General features: G+C 64.8%; 19 protein-coding genes and 1 pseudogene. 15 read left to right on the top strand and 5 right to left on the bottom strand.

Annotation, left to right across the window (positions count from 1 at the left end):
* Window positions 1-224: 224 nt before the first annotated feature.
* Window positions 225-986, top strand: a complete 762-nt coding sequence (locus ACFVHY_RS15530; protein ID WP_390273351.1) for a hypothetical protein — start codon at window positions 225-227, stop codon at window positions 984-986.
* 409 nt (window positions 987-1,395) lie between these two features.
* Here the strand turns inward: ACFVHY_RS15530 and ACFVHY_RS15525 are convergent, their stop codons facing one another.
* Window positions 1,396-1,776: an SRPBCC family protein gene (locus ACFVHY_RS15525; protein ID WP_390273348.1), complete on the bottom strand. Its 381-nt coding sequence runs from the start codon at window positions 1,774-1,776 to the stop codon at window positions 1,396-1,398.
* 310 nt (window positions 1,777-2,086) lie between these two features.
* Between ACFVHY_RS15525 and ACFVHY_RS15520 the strand changes: the two genes are divergently transcribed.
* The 6 genes from ACFVHY_RS15520 (at window position 2,087) to ACFVHY_RS15495 (ending at window position 5,785) form a co-directional block, all read left to right on the top strand.
* A complete protein-coding gene (locus tag ACFVHY_RS15520; protein WP_390273345.1) occupies window positions 2,087-2,365 on the top strand; it encodes a hypothetical protein in 279 nt (92 codons plus the stop codon).
* Window positions 2,366-2,898: 533 nt separating this feature from the next.
* Window positions 2,899-3,135 (top strand): helix-turn-helix domain-containing protein, encoded by a 237-nt coding sequence (locus tag ACFVHY_RS15515; protein WP_390273343.1) that lies wholly within the window; start codon window positions 2,899-2,901, stop codon window positions 3,133-3,135.
* A gap of 67 nt (window positions 3,136-3,202) precedes the next feature.
* Window positions 3,203-4,162 carry a helix-turn-helix domain-containing protein gene (locus ACFVHY_RS15510; RefSeq protein ID WP_390273341.1) on the top strand — a complete coding sequence of 320 codons (960 nt, stop codon included), beginning with the start codon at window positions 3,203-3,205 and terminating at the stop codon, window positions 4,160-4,162.
* Window positions 4,163-4,240: 78 nt separating this feature from the next.
* A complete protein-coding gene (locus ACFVHY_RS15505) occupies window positions 4,241-5,035 on the top strand; it encodes a helix-turn-helix domain-containing protein (protein WP_390273338.1) in 795 nt (264 codons plus the stop codon).
* Window positions 5,036-5,102: 67 nt separating this feature from the next.
* A complete protein-coding gene (locus ACFVHY_RS15500) occupies window positions 5,103-5,405 on the top strand; it encodes a hypothetical protein (RefSeq protein WP_390273335.1) in 303 nt (100 codons plus the stop codon).
* 77 nt (window positions 5,406-5,482) lie between these two features.
* Window positions 5,483-5,785, top strand: coding sequence for a hypothetical protein (locus ACFVHY_RS15495; protein WP_390273332.1), 303 nt, complete (start codon window positions 5,483-5,485; stop codon window positions 5,783-5,785).
* Between the two features lie 25 nt (window positions 5,786-5,810).
* On the opposite strand, the gene ACFVHY_RS15490 is transcribed toward ACFVHY_RS15495, so the two are convergent.
* Complete coding sequence (locus tag ACFVHY_RS15490; RefSeq protein WP_390273329.1) at window positions 5,811-6,215, bottom strand: DUF1801 domain-containing protein; 405 nt, start codon at window positions 6,213-6,215, stop codon at window positions 5,811-5,813.
* Window positions 6,216-6,559: 344 nt separating this feature from the next.
* Between ACFVHY_RS15490 and ACFVHY_RS15485 the strand changes: the two genes are divergently transcribed.
* The gene (locus tag ACFVHY_RS15485; protein WP_390273327.1) at window positions 6,560-6,943 is read left to right on the top strand and encodes an SRPBCC domain-containing protein; all 384 of its coding nucleotides are present in this window, start codon (window positions 6,560-6,562) and stop codon (window positions 6,941-6,943) included.
* 151 nt (window positions 6,944-7,094) lie between these two features.
* Here ACFVHY_RS15485 and ACFVHY_RS15480 read toward each other — a convergent pair whose 3' ends face one another.
* Window positions 7,095-7,982 carry a DUF5996 family protein gene (locus ACFVHY_RS15480; RefSeq protein WP_390273325.1) on the bottom strand — a complete coding sequence of 296 codons (888 nt, stop codon included), beginning with the start codon at window positions 7,980-7,982 and terminating at the stop codon, window positions 7,095-7,097.
* 242 nt (window positions 7,983-8,224) lie between these two features.
* Between ACFVHY_RS15480 and ACFVHY_RS15475 the strand changes: the two genes are divergently transcribed.
* The 5 genes and pseudogenes from ACFVHY_RS15475 (at window position 8,225) to ACFVHY_RS15455 (ending at window position 11,306) form a co-directional block, all read left to right on the top strand.
* Window positions 8,225-8,629, top strand: coding sequence for an ArsR/SmtB family transcription factor (locus ACFVHY_RS15475; protein ID WP_390273323.1), 405 nt, complete (start codon window positions 8,225-8,227; stop codon window positions 8,627-8,629).
* A 1-nt stretch (window position 8,630) separates the two neighbouring features.
* Window positions 8,631-9,275, top strand: coding sequence for an SRPBCC domain-containing protein (locus ACFVHY_RS15470; RefSeq protein ID WP_390273321.1), 645 nt, complete (start codon window positions 8,631-8,633; stop codon window positions 9,273-9,275).
* A 278-nt stretch (window positions 9,276-9,553) separates the two neighbouring features.
* Window positions 9,554-10,252 carry a PE-PPE domain-containing protein gene (locus ACFVHY_RS15465; protein WP_390273319.1) on the top strand — a complete coding sequence of 233 codons (699 nt, stop codon included), beginning with the start codon at window positions 9,554-9,556 and terminating at the stop codon, window positions 10,250-10,252.
* Window positions 10,253-10,353: 101 nt separating this feature from the next.
* Window positions 10,354-10,578, top strand: a pseudogene (locus ACFVHY_RS15460) (hypothetical protein); the annotation flags it as partial.
* Window positions 10,579-10,694: 116 nt separating this feature from the next.
* Entirely contained in the window at window positions 10,695-11,306 is a 612-nt protein-coding gene (locus tag ACFVHY_RS15455) for an AAA family ATPase (protein WP_390273316.1), read from the top strand.
* Window positions 11,307-11,412: 106 nt separating this feature from the next.
* Here ACFVHY_RS15455 and ACFVHY_RS15450 read toward each other — a convergent pair whose 3' ends face one another.
* Window positions 11,413-11,862, bottom strand: coding sequence for a GNAT family N-acetyltransferase (locus tag ACFVHY_RS15450; RefSeq protein ID WP_390273314.1), 450 nt, complete (start codon window positions 11,860-11,862; stop codon window positions 11,413-11,415).
* A 167-nt stretch (window positions 11,863-12,029) separates the two neighbouring features.
* Here ACFVHY_RS15450 and ACFVHY_RS15445 point away from each other — a divergent pair, with 167 nt between their 5' ends.
* Window positions 12,030-12,323, top strand: a complete 294-nt coding sequence (locus ACFVHY_RS15445; RefSeq protein ID WP_101822705.1) for a hypothetical protein — start codon at window positions 12,030-12,032, stop codon at window positions 12,321-12,323.
* Window positions 12,324-12,337: 14 nt separating this feature from the next.
* On the opposite strand, the gene ACFVHY_RS15440 is transcribed toward ACFVHY_RS15445, so the two are convergent.
* Entirely contained in the window at window positions 12,338-12,853 is a 516-nt protein-coding gene (locus tag ACFVHY_RS15440; protein WP_390273567.1) for a MarR family winged helix-turn-helix transcriptional regulator, read from the bottom strand.
* A 77-nt stretch (window positions 12,854-12,930) separates the two neighbouring features.
* Here ACFVHY_RS15440 and ACFVHY_RS15435 point away from each other — a divergent pair, with 77 nt between their 5' ends.
* A complete protein-coding gene (locus ACFVHY_RS15435; RefSeq protein ID WP_390273312.1) occupies window positions 12,931-15,036 on the top strand; it encodes an MMPL family transporter in 2,106 nt (701 codons plus the stop codon).
* Window positions 15,037-15,112 lie beyond the last annotated feature (76 nt).

Here is a 15,112-nt window from a genome sequence, read left to right as displayed (position 1 = left end):
CGGGTGGCGTGTCTCCCCTACCGGGTGGGTCTCAAATGCACATCTCGAACCTCGACTATCACCTTTACACCAACAGCGTCCACCACGAGAACGTTTGTCGTGCAGAGTAATACGTCAGGCTGTATTGGCCGGTTGGCCAGAAACTGCTGTCCAGCTCTGAAGACGTGCAGGCTGACCGATCACATCCTGGTGGTTTCCGTGTTCTACTGGTGACAGGTGACCTCATGCCCGACGGCGTCGTCCGTCGGTTTGCCGAGTGCATGAGGACCAAAGTGAGTCTGTACCACGAGGACCGTCTCCTCGAATCCCGCTTGCATCGTGCTGTACCTCTCGCCCAGGTCGACCTGCTACGCCGGAGCGTCCCGTTTGCCCGTGACGTATTCGACCATTTCATCTATTCCGCCACCCAGTACTCAATCGTGGAGGGAACCTGGGACACGTTCGTCGGAGAGAGCCTTCGGTACCTCGCCCTCACCAGTGACGAGCCGGCGAATCCTGTCCCACCGCTGATCCCACCGGAGATCGCCGCCACGGTCGCCGACATCATGTCCGGATTTCGCCGCCGAGAACCCGGCGAGCCGGTCATCGAAGGGCATTCGATCACAACCGTTCGCCAGCAGCAGCTCGGTGAAGAGTTGATGTTCGCCCTCGGCGGCGACCACGGCGACGGAGTCCATGCAGCGGGCACGCGCGCCTACACCAAGATGATGTCGGCCCGAATCGGTGATGGTTTTGTCCACCCCGTCGTAGGGGGTCATATCTGGAGCGACATATACGCCGCGGAATCCCGCCACCCAACGATGGGTCCACACGTGACCGTGCTCCCCACAATCGCCGCCGCCGTCGAACGATGGCACACCTCTCCCGCCGATCGGCCACGATGCGAACGCATCATCTGCGACCGTGCCCACTCCCGCGGGTGGAAAGACCTACCACCCAACGGTGGCCGGTGGGCGGCCGTGACACCCAGTGGACCGCTCTCATGATGGCGTCAGTCCGGGGCACTGATATTGGGCGACGGTCGCTCGTACAGTGAGGCGATGACGGACTCGCGGCTTCTGCGCTCACTGTCGACACTGATCGGAATCCTCCTGGTCAGTGTTGCGGTCGCGGTACCGACGGCGGTCGCTTTGGCGTGGCCGCTGATCTATCTGTCCGAGTCCTTACTGCACCTGGGCTGTTCCCCGACCACGATCGATGGGCAGCAGGTGTGGGTCTGCCCCGACGGGATCGGGTATGTGATTCCGGGGATAGCCCTGGTCGTGCTCTTGACAATCGTCGGTGTCGTTGTCGGTATCTTCGTTCAGCGCGACGCCTTGGGCCGCCGGCAGCGGCGATCGACTGACGCGGCGGGCTGGTGTGATCACATCGCCGACGCAGCGGCGTCTTTCGAGGTCAGCTTCCGAGACCTGATGCGATCCGTTCGATCCGCGGCAACGCAATGGCCAGTACAGGCAGATACGCCACCGCCCAGACCGGCGCACCGAAGCTGAGAATGCAGCCACCCGCCACCGGGATCACCTCGTGGCGCGTCGCATTCACCCCTGCCACCTTCCAGGCCCACAATCGTCCGTCGACGAACTCGGTGATCTCGAACGGCACCGGAACCCCCGCGACAGTCGTGATCGTTCCGCGTGTCCCAAACATCAACTCGACGTCGCCGTCCATACGTGCCCCGAAAACTGTTGGCCCCCATTCCGGCCAGGCGTTCACATCGGTGATGGTTGCCCATACCGCTTCGGGTGGCAGGTTTGTGCGCAATTCGGTCGTCGGCATGCCATTTCGGAACGTGGTGCGAACGCGCAGCGTCGACCACAATGATGAGGACGTCGCGGGGCGTCTCACGATTCGGCCTGACTGGGCAGTTCCCGCGCCCGCTCGTGGCCTCGCGAGAATCGTCGCCACCCCGGTGATACCTGCTTGTCGTAGTCCAACGTGATCTGCACCATCGAATCATCGTCGCAAAACAATGGCCGGCCCGTCGGGGCCCAGACCTGATCTGTCGAATCACTGCACGTCTGAGCGTTGCACCGACACGGACTAGCACTGTCGGCTGACCGGAGTTGCGGACGAGTAGTTTGTAGTGGTGCTGCTCTCCGAGGCCGGACTGTCCGAATGTGCGCGCGACGCGGCATGCAGCGCAGAGTTCAATCGACCCTTCTACATCGCTTTCGCTGCGCTCGTCCTGTTCTCCGTGTGGCTCACCCTGTCGATGTTCGCAACCGTCGATGTCGCCAGTCGTCACCTCGGCCCGCAGCGCAGCATGATGTGGTTGTGCATCGTATGGATCGTTCCGATCCTCGGCGCGGCCATTTGGCGACTGTGGCTTTGGCGAAGGCCGTCCTGCGCAACGTCCGGATCATGATCTGCGAGGGCTTTCGGGACTGGCGGCACTTGCCGAGATGTCGCTTCACGGCTGCCGGTAGACATCAGAAGACGTTCGGAGCCGGACGAAGCAATCGAGTCGACGATCGCCCACGGCACACCGATCAACGCCGGCAGCACAGGAGTCCATTCACCTGTTCTGGGTAAGTTCGACGCGGTGTACATCCTGGGTGTCGAGGGTCGCGTGGTCGAACGATTGCTGTACGACATCGATGTCGCCGACGCGGATTCAATTCGGCGCAGCGCCCCGGTACGGCGCGACCAATTCGACAATTTCATCTCCGAAGCGACCAGATGGGCGTTGGGTGAAGCCGCTCCAGATTCTTTCTCTGGGGCATGCGTGCGTTTCCAAGCGGCTCACCGGCGTGACCCCGCCATGATCACCCGACCGGTGCCACTGGTGCCGCCCGCGATTGTCGAGATGGTCGGCAGCATCGCGGCCCGATGGCGCCGTGGTAACCGAGGCGGCCTCGGTGACGCGGAACGGCTCGCCGGTGAGTTGCCGACGAAGAGATGCCGGTGAGCGAGGTCACCCGCCTCGCCGCGCTAGCAGGGGTGGACGTGCCGCGATGGATCACCGCGAAACGTCTCCATCGAGCTCACACGGATCTCCGCCGACGCCGAACCGGACCCGACGCCGCTTTTGCCCGCGCTCACGGTTTCGCCGACCTCGCCACCTTCGAAGCATCATTTCGCGACCTATATGGGCTCACCCCGCGCACATGGTGGGAGATCCGCCATGAATGCTGATCGATTCACGTTATCCTTCCTGCTCACGACGCTGTGGTCGCGATAGTCGACGGCGCTGAGGAGGGACATGGGGATCGTCTATCGTTCCGCCGACCTGGCGGAGGCCGACCGTGAGGAATTCACGCGCGCGGCCTTTCTCGAGCAGTCCTGGCCTACGACCGTCGCACTCGACGAGCCGACCGCCGACGACGCCGTCATCGAGGTGTTCTCATATGGCCGCGCGAGCATCTTCCGGGCGCAGATGGGAGGAATGCGACTCGTGCGCTCCATGGAACAGGTCCGGGCCAGTCCCGCCGACGTCCTCGCCGTCGCCGTGCAGGAGCGCAGCGTCGGGCGCCACGAGATGTACGGCGAGCAACGCCTCGTGCAGAAGGGCGACCTGATGATCAACGACATGAACACGTCGTACGGCTATGCATGGAGTGGCCGTGGGGCATCGAGGGCGCTCTACGTGCCGCTGGAAGACCTGGGATTGTCGAAAGAGGTCATCCGCGGAGCGTCGCGTCGTCTGCCGGCGAGTCCGTTGTATTCGTTGCTGCGCAGTCACATCAACGAGATGACCGACGACGGAGATCGACTGTCCGCCGATGACGTCGCGGCAGATGCGGTCGGAACTGCCACCATCGAGTTGACGCGGGCTCTGCTCGCATCCGCCTACGATCTCGATTACGGCCGCGCGGCGATAGATGACGTCCTGCTCTCCCGGATTCGTGGCTACGTGCGGCGTCACCTGGGCGATCCGGAACTGTCTGCGGGGATGATCGCCGACGCTCACGACATCTCCGTACGAAAGCTGTTCCGGCTCTGCGCCGATGCCGACATCAGTCTCGAACAGTGGATCCTCGCGTCCCGGCTCGAGGGTGTCCGCGACGAACTCGCCCGGTCGGCGAGCCGACACCAATCGGTCGCGCAGGTCGCACGCCGCTGGGGACTCGTCAACCCGTCGTTCGTCAGCCGCCGGTTCCGCGAGGTGTACGGGATGACGCCGCGCGCCTGGCGTCGGCTCGCCCTCGACTCGGACGACTGATCCGTGCGCGCACACGCGATCACCCTCTCGGCGCACGGCTCCAACGCTAACCACGCTCCGGTCGTCCGATCATGGCCGATGGGCGACGAGATGTGGCTGATGTCGGTCCGACATCACGGGGTGTCGGCAACGGGTGCCGGTGAACGCGGCGGTGCACCAGTGGCGCCACGACTCTTCGTCGCCGTTCCAGGTGGGGACTCGTGGCATCTTCGGCTCGGGACCACGGAGGATTCCCGGCGCAGGACCGAACTCGCGGTCGTCGATCAGTCGACGTCATTCGACTTCCGAACCCGCGAACCGGGGACGATTGTCGCGCTTCACCTCCCACAGTCGTGGCTCATTCTTCCGGCCGAGACCGTCCGCCTCGGGATCAGAAACCTGGACGACTCCAATCCGCTCACCATGTTCGTCCGCAATCACCTCGTCCACCTCGGGCGTATAGCCGAACACCACCCGGGGGTCCTGCCGGAGTTGGCGTCCGCGAGTACCGACATAGTGCGCTCGCTGCTGCTCACGTCGGCGCAGACCGAAGCACGCGATCCGGTCGATGACCTGATCGTTCGGGTGAAGGCCTACATCGACGAGCACCTGACCGACACCGACCTGTCGGCCGATACGATCGCCGCGGCCCACAACGTGTCGACCCGAAAGTTGTACGCCGACTGGCCCAGTTCCGACGGCCGGCTCACGGATCACATCATCCGACGCCGACTCGACCGTGCACGCGACGCCATGATCACCCGTCGATATCTGACCGTCCCGGCCATCGCCCGTGCTCATGGGTTCAGCGACCCAACGCATTTCACCAAGCGGTTCCGAGCCGCGTTCGGGGTGACCCCGTCACAGTGGCGGCGCGCCAATCTGGACTCGTGACGACAATCGGCCCCGGGCCACACGGCACCTCCACCTCGTGATCACCCGCCGAACGCAAGGAGAACTGATGTCGAACAACGAATCCACCTCAAGGCGCGGCACGTACTTCGAAGAACCGATCGTCATCGACGAACGCACCACGACGATCCTGGTGTCTCGCCGCGGGTTCCGCGACCGGTCGGTGGCCATCGGCGCGTACACGGTGACCGACGGCGCAACGACCTGGTCCCCGGCAGTCGACGGGGGCCGGGTGGCACTCATCGGCGTGATCACCGGCCTCGTCGCGGCCGCGCTGGGATCGGCTGCGGTCCTGCGGCAACCACCGTGGCCGCGGATGACCATCGGGCCGGATCACTTCCCCGGCGACTGATCACCACTCGGAGTCACGTCCCCCGTCTGCGGGAAATTGCCGTGCGAGTGTCGTCGTGAGTCTCTGACGTCCCACGAATGATTGCGCAACAGAGCGATGACTGGCGCCCGACGCCGGCCGACGGCCCGGTCGATCTGGTCGTCGACGGAGAACTGTTTCAAGTCACAATCCGTGCCGACGATGGGTATTCGAGCAAGTGGACGTCGGGCCCGAACCCTGGGTACGGCTTCGGCTCCAGCGGGCCGCGAGTCGCGTGGCAGAGCGCCGACGGGCTCCCGCCCGCCCCGCTGCCACTCCCCCTGCCGACGATTCGCGACCACCGCGAGTCGATCAGGGATTTCCTCTCGAACATCAACCCCGAGACCGGATATCTCGATTGACCGGGATACCGGACCCGCGGTGATCTCAACCCCCGTGGGACGAGCGTGTCTGCGCCAACGATCGTTCGAGAAGCGTTGTCAGCACTGCATGATCGACATCTCGGAGCCGAGTGACGTGGAGGCACGACTTGGCGACGCGACACTTTCCCAGCCGGTCGGTGAGATCTGGCCACTGCGTGGCGAAGTCGCTGACCAGATAGATGGTGTAATTCTTCGGGCCGGGCGCGAAAGCGAGTTCCGGCGCCCGACCGCCACGCCCGCTGGCGTAGCGGTACTCGTACTCGCCGAAGCCGATCATACGGCCGGCCCAGACGACGGGCCGGTGTCCGGAGATCTCACCGAGCAGGGCGACCAGTTCATCGGCCTCGTCCCGACGTGGACCGACTGCTCGGTCGAGCACTTCCTCGATCGGCGCCTCGGACGGCCTCATCGCGGGCGCCTTGCCGCCGGCTCGCGGTTCTTTGTTCACAATCGATACCCACCGGTTCTGTTCGCCTGGAAAGGCACGTCGTCGAGAAACTAGCAGACCTGGCCGGTGGGTCGGAACCGATCAGGACTCGCCCGACTGTCCCTGCCCAACCGCACCCAGGTCAGCACCCTCCCCGCCGTGAGCCCGATGAGTTCTGCGAGCAACGAGAGTCTGCCCTCCTGCGGACCGAGCCGTCGGCGGCGAAACATCGATGTCGGCCGACATCGACGACCAGAAGGCAGTGACACCATGACGGACGCAACCGGGGCAACCTCACCTACACACTGAACGCTTCTCCCGCCGCCGTGTTCGACGCGTGGACGACGCCGGCTCAGTTCGCCGCATTCTTCGGCGGCAGCGCGAACCAGGTCCCCGTCGAATCGGTATCGCTCGACGCCCGACCCGGGGGCACCTGGACAGCAACAATGATCGTCGGGGACGATATCCCCGAATTCAATTGGCGCGGTGAGTACGTCGACGTCCGACGGCCGAACAGACTCGTACTGACGTTGACCGACGGGCCGGGTGATGAACGTGAACTCCTCACCGCGGACTTCAAGGCAGTCGCCGCTGACACCGAGATCCGTTTCAGCCAAACCGGCGGCAACCTCACCGACGAGCAGTACGAGTACGCGGCCGCCGGCCGGCGTGCGGCGTTCGAAGCGCTGGACGCTCTGCTCGCCGGATAGGCACGGGGGGTTCGGTGGCGAGCGGCGCCGCTGACCGAGATCGCAACCGGCCAGGACGAACGACGAACAGACCTCGTCGATACGACTTCGATCATAGTCGCATCGACGAGGTGACGTCTGGACGTCGGAAACGTCCGCCGTCGGCTCGCGTCTAGTCCCAGCCCGCCGTCTCCGCCGCCGCACGATGAGTCTGTTCGAGGAACTTCAGCACCACCGCGTCCGGGTCCGGCGCCTGCCGCACAAGGTGATACGGCAGGATGTACTCGCCCAGTGCGGCATCCCATCTCGCCGGAGCCTCGACCGCCGGATGCGTGTCGTACCCCTCCGGATGCGGGTAGGCGTAGGCGTAGAAGGCCCCCTCCTCGGCACCACCCGGCCAGTAGCCCGCGCTCGACACCTCGTCGCTGTAGGCCTCGTGCATCACCCAGTCGGGGCAATTCGGCACCCCACCCGGATGCTGGGGTGCACTGCGTCCCGAGAACCGCGTGACGGCCAGATCGAAAGCGCCCCAGAAGAAGTGGACGGGTGACGACTTGCCGCGGAAGCCGCCGCGGAATTCCGACAGCACGCGATGCGCACTGACGAGAGACCGCCAGAACCGAGACACGGCGTCGGCGTCGTATGACGAGTGGGCGGTGTCCTCGGCGAACGGGGTCGCATCGGGCAGTTCGACGGGAGTACCGACGATGGCGATGTCGAAACCGAGGTCGGCGAGGTGGGCGGTGTACTCCGCGTAGAAATCGGCAACCGTCCGCGGTTCCAGCTTCATCTGACGGGTGCTGCCATCGGTGACGAGGAAGAGCAACTGGTGGTCCAGAAAGTCGAAGCGGATCTCGAGGCCGCGGTCTCCGACGGCCATCAGGGACGTGGTCAGGCCGCGGGCGTCCACATACAGCGGTACGCCCCACCAGTGGTTGACCTCGGGTCCGAGAGCGAGACGTGTCTTGCCGACGATCTGGCTCCACAACTGCACGGTGTCCCTTGTGTCGACCCACGAATCCACCGGTAGTGCGGGCCAAGCCTCGTATTTGGTTTCCATGTGGCCAATGATCCCGGACGCGTCAACCCGAGGCGCCGCGAGCCGGGTCGGGCCCGGCCGCCGCAGCGTCGTCGCGCGGGCGGCTCCGACTCGTCGTCGAGTTGGTTCGGTTTCGATGGCGGATGGTCAGGCGACGGCGGCTCCGATTCCTCTGGCGGAAGCTCGGGTGGCGGCGACTCGTGGGTCGACCACCCAGTATTTAATTGTCTACTTATATAAGTGCGATGCGGTATTGTTCCTCCGTGCACGCCTTCGACATCCTCGGCGACCCGGTCCGTCGGCGAATCCTCGAGCTCCTCTCCGACGGCGAGCAGACGTCGGGTGCGATCACCGAGGTGATCCGGTTCGAGTTCGGACTCTCACAGCCAGGTGTCTCGCAGCATCTGCGTGTTCTGCGCGACAACGGTTTCGCATCGGTGCGCTCGGAGGGGACCCGCCGGTTCTATGCCGTCGAATCCGGTCCATTGCGTGAAGTCGACGAATGGCTGGCCGGCTTCCGCCGGTTCTGGGATCAACGCCTCGATGCCCTGGAGACCGAACTGGCCCGAGGCAGGCGTGCGAAGCGGCAACCGCACGATCGAGACCCCAGCAGTGCGAAGTCGATTGCAAGTACGGAACACACCGATTCAAGAACCACAGGAGACTGACGTGAAGGACATTCTGGACGAGCTCACCGCCACACAACGAGCAATGGGCGAGGGCAGCTTGCCCGCCGGGGACGCGTACACCATCGAGCTACGGCGCACCTATCACGCGGACGTCGACGACGTCTGGGACGCGATCACCAACCCAGAGCGACTGCGGCGATGGCTGAAGGCGGTCACCGGTGACCTTCGACTCGGCGGGAAATTCGAGCTGGACGGAGGCGAGCACGGCGAGATACTCGTCTGCGATCCCCCGCACCTCCTCACGGTGACCTGGCTCTACGGTCCCGACGCCGACAAGTGGCCTGGCACCAGTGAAGTGCGGGTGCGCCTCTCCCCCGGCCAGGCAGGGGACACCGAGTTGGAGCTCATCCATGCAGCATTCGTCGGAGAACCCTTGTTCCCGACGTACGGACCCGGAGCCGGCGGGGTCGGTTGGGATCTATTGCTCCTCGGTCTGACCCGGCTGCTCGTCGATGGCGAAACCGCTGACCACGCAGCAATCGAGAAGTCTCCTGAGGGACGTGAGTTCATCCGCCGTAGCGCGGCGGCCTGGGGAGAGGCACACCTCGCGGCCGGAGGTGAACCCGCGCAGGTCGAGGCCGCGGCCGCGGCCACCGCGAAGTTCTACGCACCCGATTCGGTGTGATTCAGGGTCGATTCGCGATACAGATCGACGAACAACAGCGAAGACTGTATCGGCGGACCGCCGTCCCATTTCCTCGGATTTACCCGGTGAGATTTGCGATGTGGTAGACAGTCGTCAGACTTCTGAGGCGGCGAAGAATGAAGCAATATCTGCGAATTGTCCTGGTGCTCTTTGTGGCAATCGGGATCGGGCAATGGGCACCGACAGTCGCGGCTGCAGCACCGGGCCCAGGTGGCGCGACGGTCCTGACTTTGGACCCGGCCTTTCGGTCGCTTCCGATGAACTGGCTCCGCGGAGAGTTGTTCGCACCACCCAATCGAGTCGTGAAGGTGCCGTACAACAACTTCCCCGGCGCGACGAACACCCACCGCGGACGCGACAAGTTGAACGAGATGCTGCACGAGATCACCGGGCGGAAGATCGTCGTCGGACACAGTCAAGGCGCGCAGGTACAGGATGATTGGCTGCGCACCTACGGTCCCACCAGCGACATCGACCCTGCAACAGTGACGTTCGTCCTGACCGGTGATCTCGAATCGAAATACAACGGTTGCGCCAACCAGGGAGGATGCCGCGCGGACTACGGCGGCAACAACTTTCCCGATGACACCCGATACACCGTCAAGATAGTTGCGCGACAGTACGATTACTGGGCCGATGCACCCAACCGCGATCTCATGAACGACGCCGCCCGACGAAACCACAGTGCGTCGAATTCGGTCGGCGGACGTGGTGAAGGCCGCCCGGTACACAACGACTACAGCATGATCGGGCTCGACGATCCGGCCAACAAGACGTTCGTCGAAGGCAACGCCACCTACATTCTCGGCGCCCCGGCGACCTATTACCTGCCCATGGTCACCCAGATGTGGACGACTGCCGCCCGCAAGGCCGGAGAGGACGCACGACTTCGTCCGGAGGTCGAGAAAGCCTACGACCGGCCGATGGGTTCGCCGCCGGCCCCCTCGGGCACCTGAGCCGGCCCATCTGACCCGAATCGGACAGAACCGAAGTTCGAGCGCGCGCCGGCACCTAACATCAGGACTGCAACGTGACGGCATGACGAGCGAGGACCGGCATGAAAAAGACCCTGAATTCCCTGTCCGAAAGCGAATATGTACTCGTCCGCGAGACCAAGAAATCACAGATGGCCGGCCTGGACGAGGACGGACTGATCGATCTACACTCGCGAATCCGGCGCGCACGAAACAAGCACGTCACCCTGTACCGCCGTGCGGGTGCTGAGAAAGTCAAGGCCAAAGGCGGCCGCGGGAGTGCGAAAGCAGCAAATGCCCGGAACGCCGCCGGCGCGCGCCGTCAGACCAAGAAAGACCGGAGGCACAAATCCTGACCGGCGGACCGACATCGCCCCTGACCGCTTCACCGGAGGCGCTGCCAACCTGTCGGTAACCTCACGTCATGTTGATCTGGATCAACGGCGCCTTCGGCGTCGGTAAGACACAGACCGCACACGAGCTTCACCGCCGGCTGACTGCGTCGCACGTGGCCGATCCCGAACTCCTCGGATTCGCGATGCACAAGATGCTGCCGCCCGCCCGGCGCGACGATTTTCAGGACCTACCGCAGTGGCGCACGGGCGTCACCCAAACCCTCGTGGATGCCGAACAAACAAGCGGCTCCCCGGTGATAGTTCCCATGACGCTCGTCGACGCTGAGTACTTCGACGAGATCGTCGGTGGACTCAGAGAGCATGGCGTCGATGTCAGGCACTACACCCTGACCGCTTCCGTCGAAGTGATCCATCGACGTCTCAGAGCCCGCCTTGCTCACCGTCTCGGCCCCATCCTCGGCGCCGACGAGACCTGGGCGATGAAACAGACTGAAAGGTGCGTCGCCCGGCTTGGCGAGGACCGATTCGCAAGCCATGTGCCAGCAGACGAACGCAGTGTCGACCAGGTGGTCGAGCACATCGCCGACGATGCCGGACTCGAACTCTCCCGTCCCCGTTTGTCTTCGGCGCGTTATCAGCTGCGTAGGGCAGCAGTCGCAGTTCGACACATCCGAACGTGAGCCGACACTCGTACGCGAGACTTCTAGAGGCCTCGAATGGCAGTGGTGACGGTGAACAAGTTCTGCACCCGCGATTCACCGCGGCACTGCGGCGTGACCCTACGTCTCACGAGACCCCGGCGCGCCGAAAGTGCAGCAACGGGAACGGCCGGCCGTCGGAATCCACCGGCGAGCGGCCCACCTGCTCGAACCCCCTGCGCCGATAGAACTCCACAGCGTCCGGGTTCTGTTCGTTGACGTCGAGTTCGTCGACGCCGCCGTGCGTGACCGCGTGATCGAGAAGCACCGTGCCGATGCCCCGCCCGTGGGCGGCCGAATCGACGAACAGCATCTCGAGCCGATTCTCTGCGGTTCCGCTGAAGCCGACGACCACTCCGTCGGCCTCCGCGACGACCAACTCGACCGCCGGAAAGAAGTCACGTGCGAGTCGATCCGCGAAGCCGTCGATGTCAGCGGGAGTCAGGAAATGGTGAGTAGCCTCGACCGCCGAACGCCACACGGCCACAAGGCGGTCCGTGTCGGCGTCGTAGGCCTGCCGAAGTCTCACCTCAGCCACGGGTCGCCGAACGAGTGTTGGCCCAGCAGGTCGGTGTATGCACGATCGGCACAGTAGTGCGCGCGGCGTCGAAGGGCAACGGTGTTGTGATCTGCCGCAAACCCCGGCATCGCCGTTCTCGGCGGATATCGTGATCACGACACAATCCACAGGGCGAGGGGTAGCACGTGCTCGAGATCCATGGTCTGTCGAATGAAACGGTCGTGCTCGATGGCGAGTGGTTCGAGAAACTCCGCGGCGGCACGTCCAAGACCCGGTTACCGGCGGCATCGTTCGTCTCCGCGGAGGTCACCGAGACCGACCGACGGAAGAAGCTGTTCGGCGGCGAACGCGAACAGCTCCTCCAGGTGACCCTCACCTTCTCGCGCCCGCCGTTCGTCGGGCTGATGACGTCGGCGGAGAACCGGGCGAAGGTCGACGCGCTCGTCGCCGGACTCGAAGCGGCCCGGGACGCGGGTTGAGCACCGACCCGACGCTATGACGGCCCCGAGCTCCGATCCTGTTGCACGCGAATCAATTCGAGCAACAATCGACGGAGTTCCGGTTCCGACGCGCCGATGGACGCGATCAGCGCCGGGTCGGTTCGCTCCCGTTCGAGCAATGCGCGGTAGACCTCGGCACCGGCCGGAGTCGCGCTCACATGCTTTCGCCGCTCATCGTCGGGATCGACCTGACGCCGTACGTAACCCATCCGTTCCAGTCGCTCGATGGTGCGGCTCGCGGTTTGATCGGTCACCCTGGCCTTCTTGGCGATCTCGCGCTGGGTGGCCGGTCCCGTGCTCACCACATGGAGGACGACGAGTCCGGCGCTCGAGATGTCGTACTCCCGCAGTACCGCCTCCCAGGCGTGCTCGACGAGCCGTGCCGCCACCGACAGCAGCCGACCGGTCGGCCACCCGTGCATCCCGTCGTTCCCGTCGTCCACCTTGTCCTGCCGATTCTCTTCGTCACACCCCGCAGACTTGCAATTGTTCAGCCTGCTGAACATCATGGTGCTCACGCACTCCACCCGCAACCGACGAACGGAAGCCCGTGAACCCACCCACCTCTGCTGGACGAGTCAGTCGCATGCGATGGATTCTGCCAGCCCTCTTGGTCATCGGATGGCTGGCCCTGGGTTCTGTCGGCGGACCGTTCGCCGGCAAACTCGGCGACGTACAGGCGAACGACAACACGTCGTTCCTGCCCGCGTCCGCGGAGGCCACCGAGGTCTCCCGCCTGGAAGCCGACTTCGTGGACTCCTCCGAGATCCCGGCCGTCGTGGTGGCCGAACGTACGAGCGGCATCACCGACGCCGACCTTGCATTCGTGTCCGAGGCGGTCGGCAAGGTCGCCGGCACGGACGGGATCTCCGAGCGAACGTCTCCGCCGATCCGCTCACAGGACGGTCAGGCCATTCAGATGATCGTGCCCGTCGATTCCTCCGGCGAGATCTCGGAGAGCATCGAGGCCCTGCGTGCGGAACTCGCGAACGGCCCGCCCGAGGGACTGTCGGTGTACGTGACCGGACCCGCAGGCATCGCGGGCGACCTCACCGAGGCGTTCGGCGGGATCGACGGCCTGCTGCTACTGGTTGCCGGCGCGGTCGTCATCCTGATCCTCATCGTGGTGTACCGCAGTCCTATCCTTCCGTTCGTCGTGATCGTGTCCGCCGTCTTCGCGCTGGGGCTCGCCAGCCTGCTGGTCTACGCCCTCGCGTCGAACGACGTGCTCACCCTCAACGGCCAGAGCCAGGGCATCCTCTTCATCCTCGTGTTCGGAGCGGCGACGGACTACGCCCTGCTCCTGGTGTCCCGCTATCGAGAAGAACTGCGACTCACCGCCGACAAGTACGACGCCATGCGGGCCGCGTGGCGCGCGACCCTCGAACCGGTCGCCGCCTCCGCCGGCACGGTCATCGCCGGTGTGCTGTGCCTCCTGCTGTCGGATCTGAACTCCAACCGCGGTCTCGGCCCCGTTGCCGCGATCGGTATCGCGGCATCGTTCCTGGCGTCGATGACATTCCTCCCCGCGGCGCTGACCCTGCTCGGACGCAGTGCCTTCTGGCCGAAGCGACCGGTCGTCGACCCGGCGTCGGCGCAGCGTGAGGACAGCAGCAATCATCGCTTCTGGGGCGCCCTGGCGAACCGGATCGGACGGCACCCCCGCCGCTTCTGGGTGGCAACGACATTGCTCCTCGTGCTCTTCGCGTTGTTCCTCCCCCAGTTCAGGGCCGACGGCGTCGCGCAGTCCGACACCTTTCTCGTAGCGGTGGAGTCGCAGGAGGGCCAAGAAGTCCTCACCGCCCACTTCGACGCCGGGGACGGTTCACCCGCGGTCATCATCGCCGACGCCGCATCGCTGCAGCAGGTGCAGAACACGGCGGCGGATGTCGACGGCGTCGCCGAGGTCGTCCCGGTCACCGATCCGGGTGGCGCCCCCAAGACCGTCGACGGACGAGTCGCTCTGCAGGCGACCCTGACCGATCCGGCCGATTCCCTGGCCGCCGAGGAGACCATCGAACGTCTTCGCGACGCGGTGGGGAACGTCAACGGCGCCGACGCGCTCGTCGGCGGTCCGACCGCGGTCGACCTCGACACCAAGACGACGGCCATCCACGACCGGAACCTGATCATCCCGATCGTCAGCATCGTTGTGCTGCTCATCCTGTGCGCGCTGCTCCGGGCGATCGTCGCCCCGATCCTCCTGATGGCCACCGTCATCCTGAGTTTCGCGGCCACCCTGGGGATTTCGTCGATCGTGTTCAACCACATCCTCGGATTCCCCGGCGCCGACCCGGTCGTGCCGCTGTTCGCGTTCGTCTTCCTGGTCGCGCTGGGCATCGACTACAACATCTTCCTGATGACCCGCGTCCGCGAGGAAGCACTGCAGATCGGTACGCGCCGAGGTGTTCTCCGTGGGCTCACGGTCACCGGCGGAGTCATCACCTCGGCCGGCGTGGTCCTCGCGGCGACGTTCTCCGCCCTGGCGGTCATCCCGCTGATCTTCTTGGCGCAGATTGCGTTCATCGTCGCCTTCGGCGTCCTCCTCGACGCGTTGATCGTCCGGACCCTGCTCGTCCCGGCGCTCGTCTACGACATCGGCCGTCCCGTGTGGTGGCCCAGCGCGCTGGCAAAGAAGGAGGACGTGCCGGAAGAGAGGGAACTGGTCGAGCACGGACCGCGTGAGCGCTGAAGACCTCTGGAATCTCTGAATCGAACGGTCCCGGCACCTCAGGAGCCGGGACCGTTCGACGTGCTATCGGGACCCG

This window comes from Gordonia sp. NPDC127522 (assembly GCF_042672305.1).
GTDB classification, from domain to species: Bacteria; Actinomycetota; Actinomycetes; order Mycobacteriales; family Mycobacteriaceae; genus Gordonia; species Gordonia hongkongensis.
Note: the sequence above shows the minus strand (reverse complement) of the source record. Positions and strands in the feature narration are given on the sequence as shown.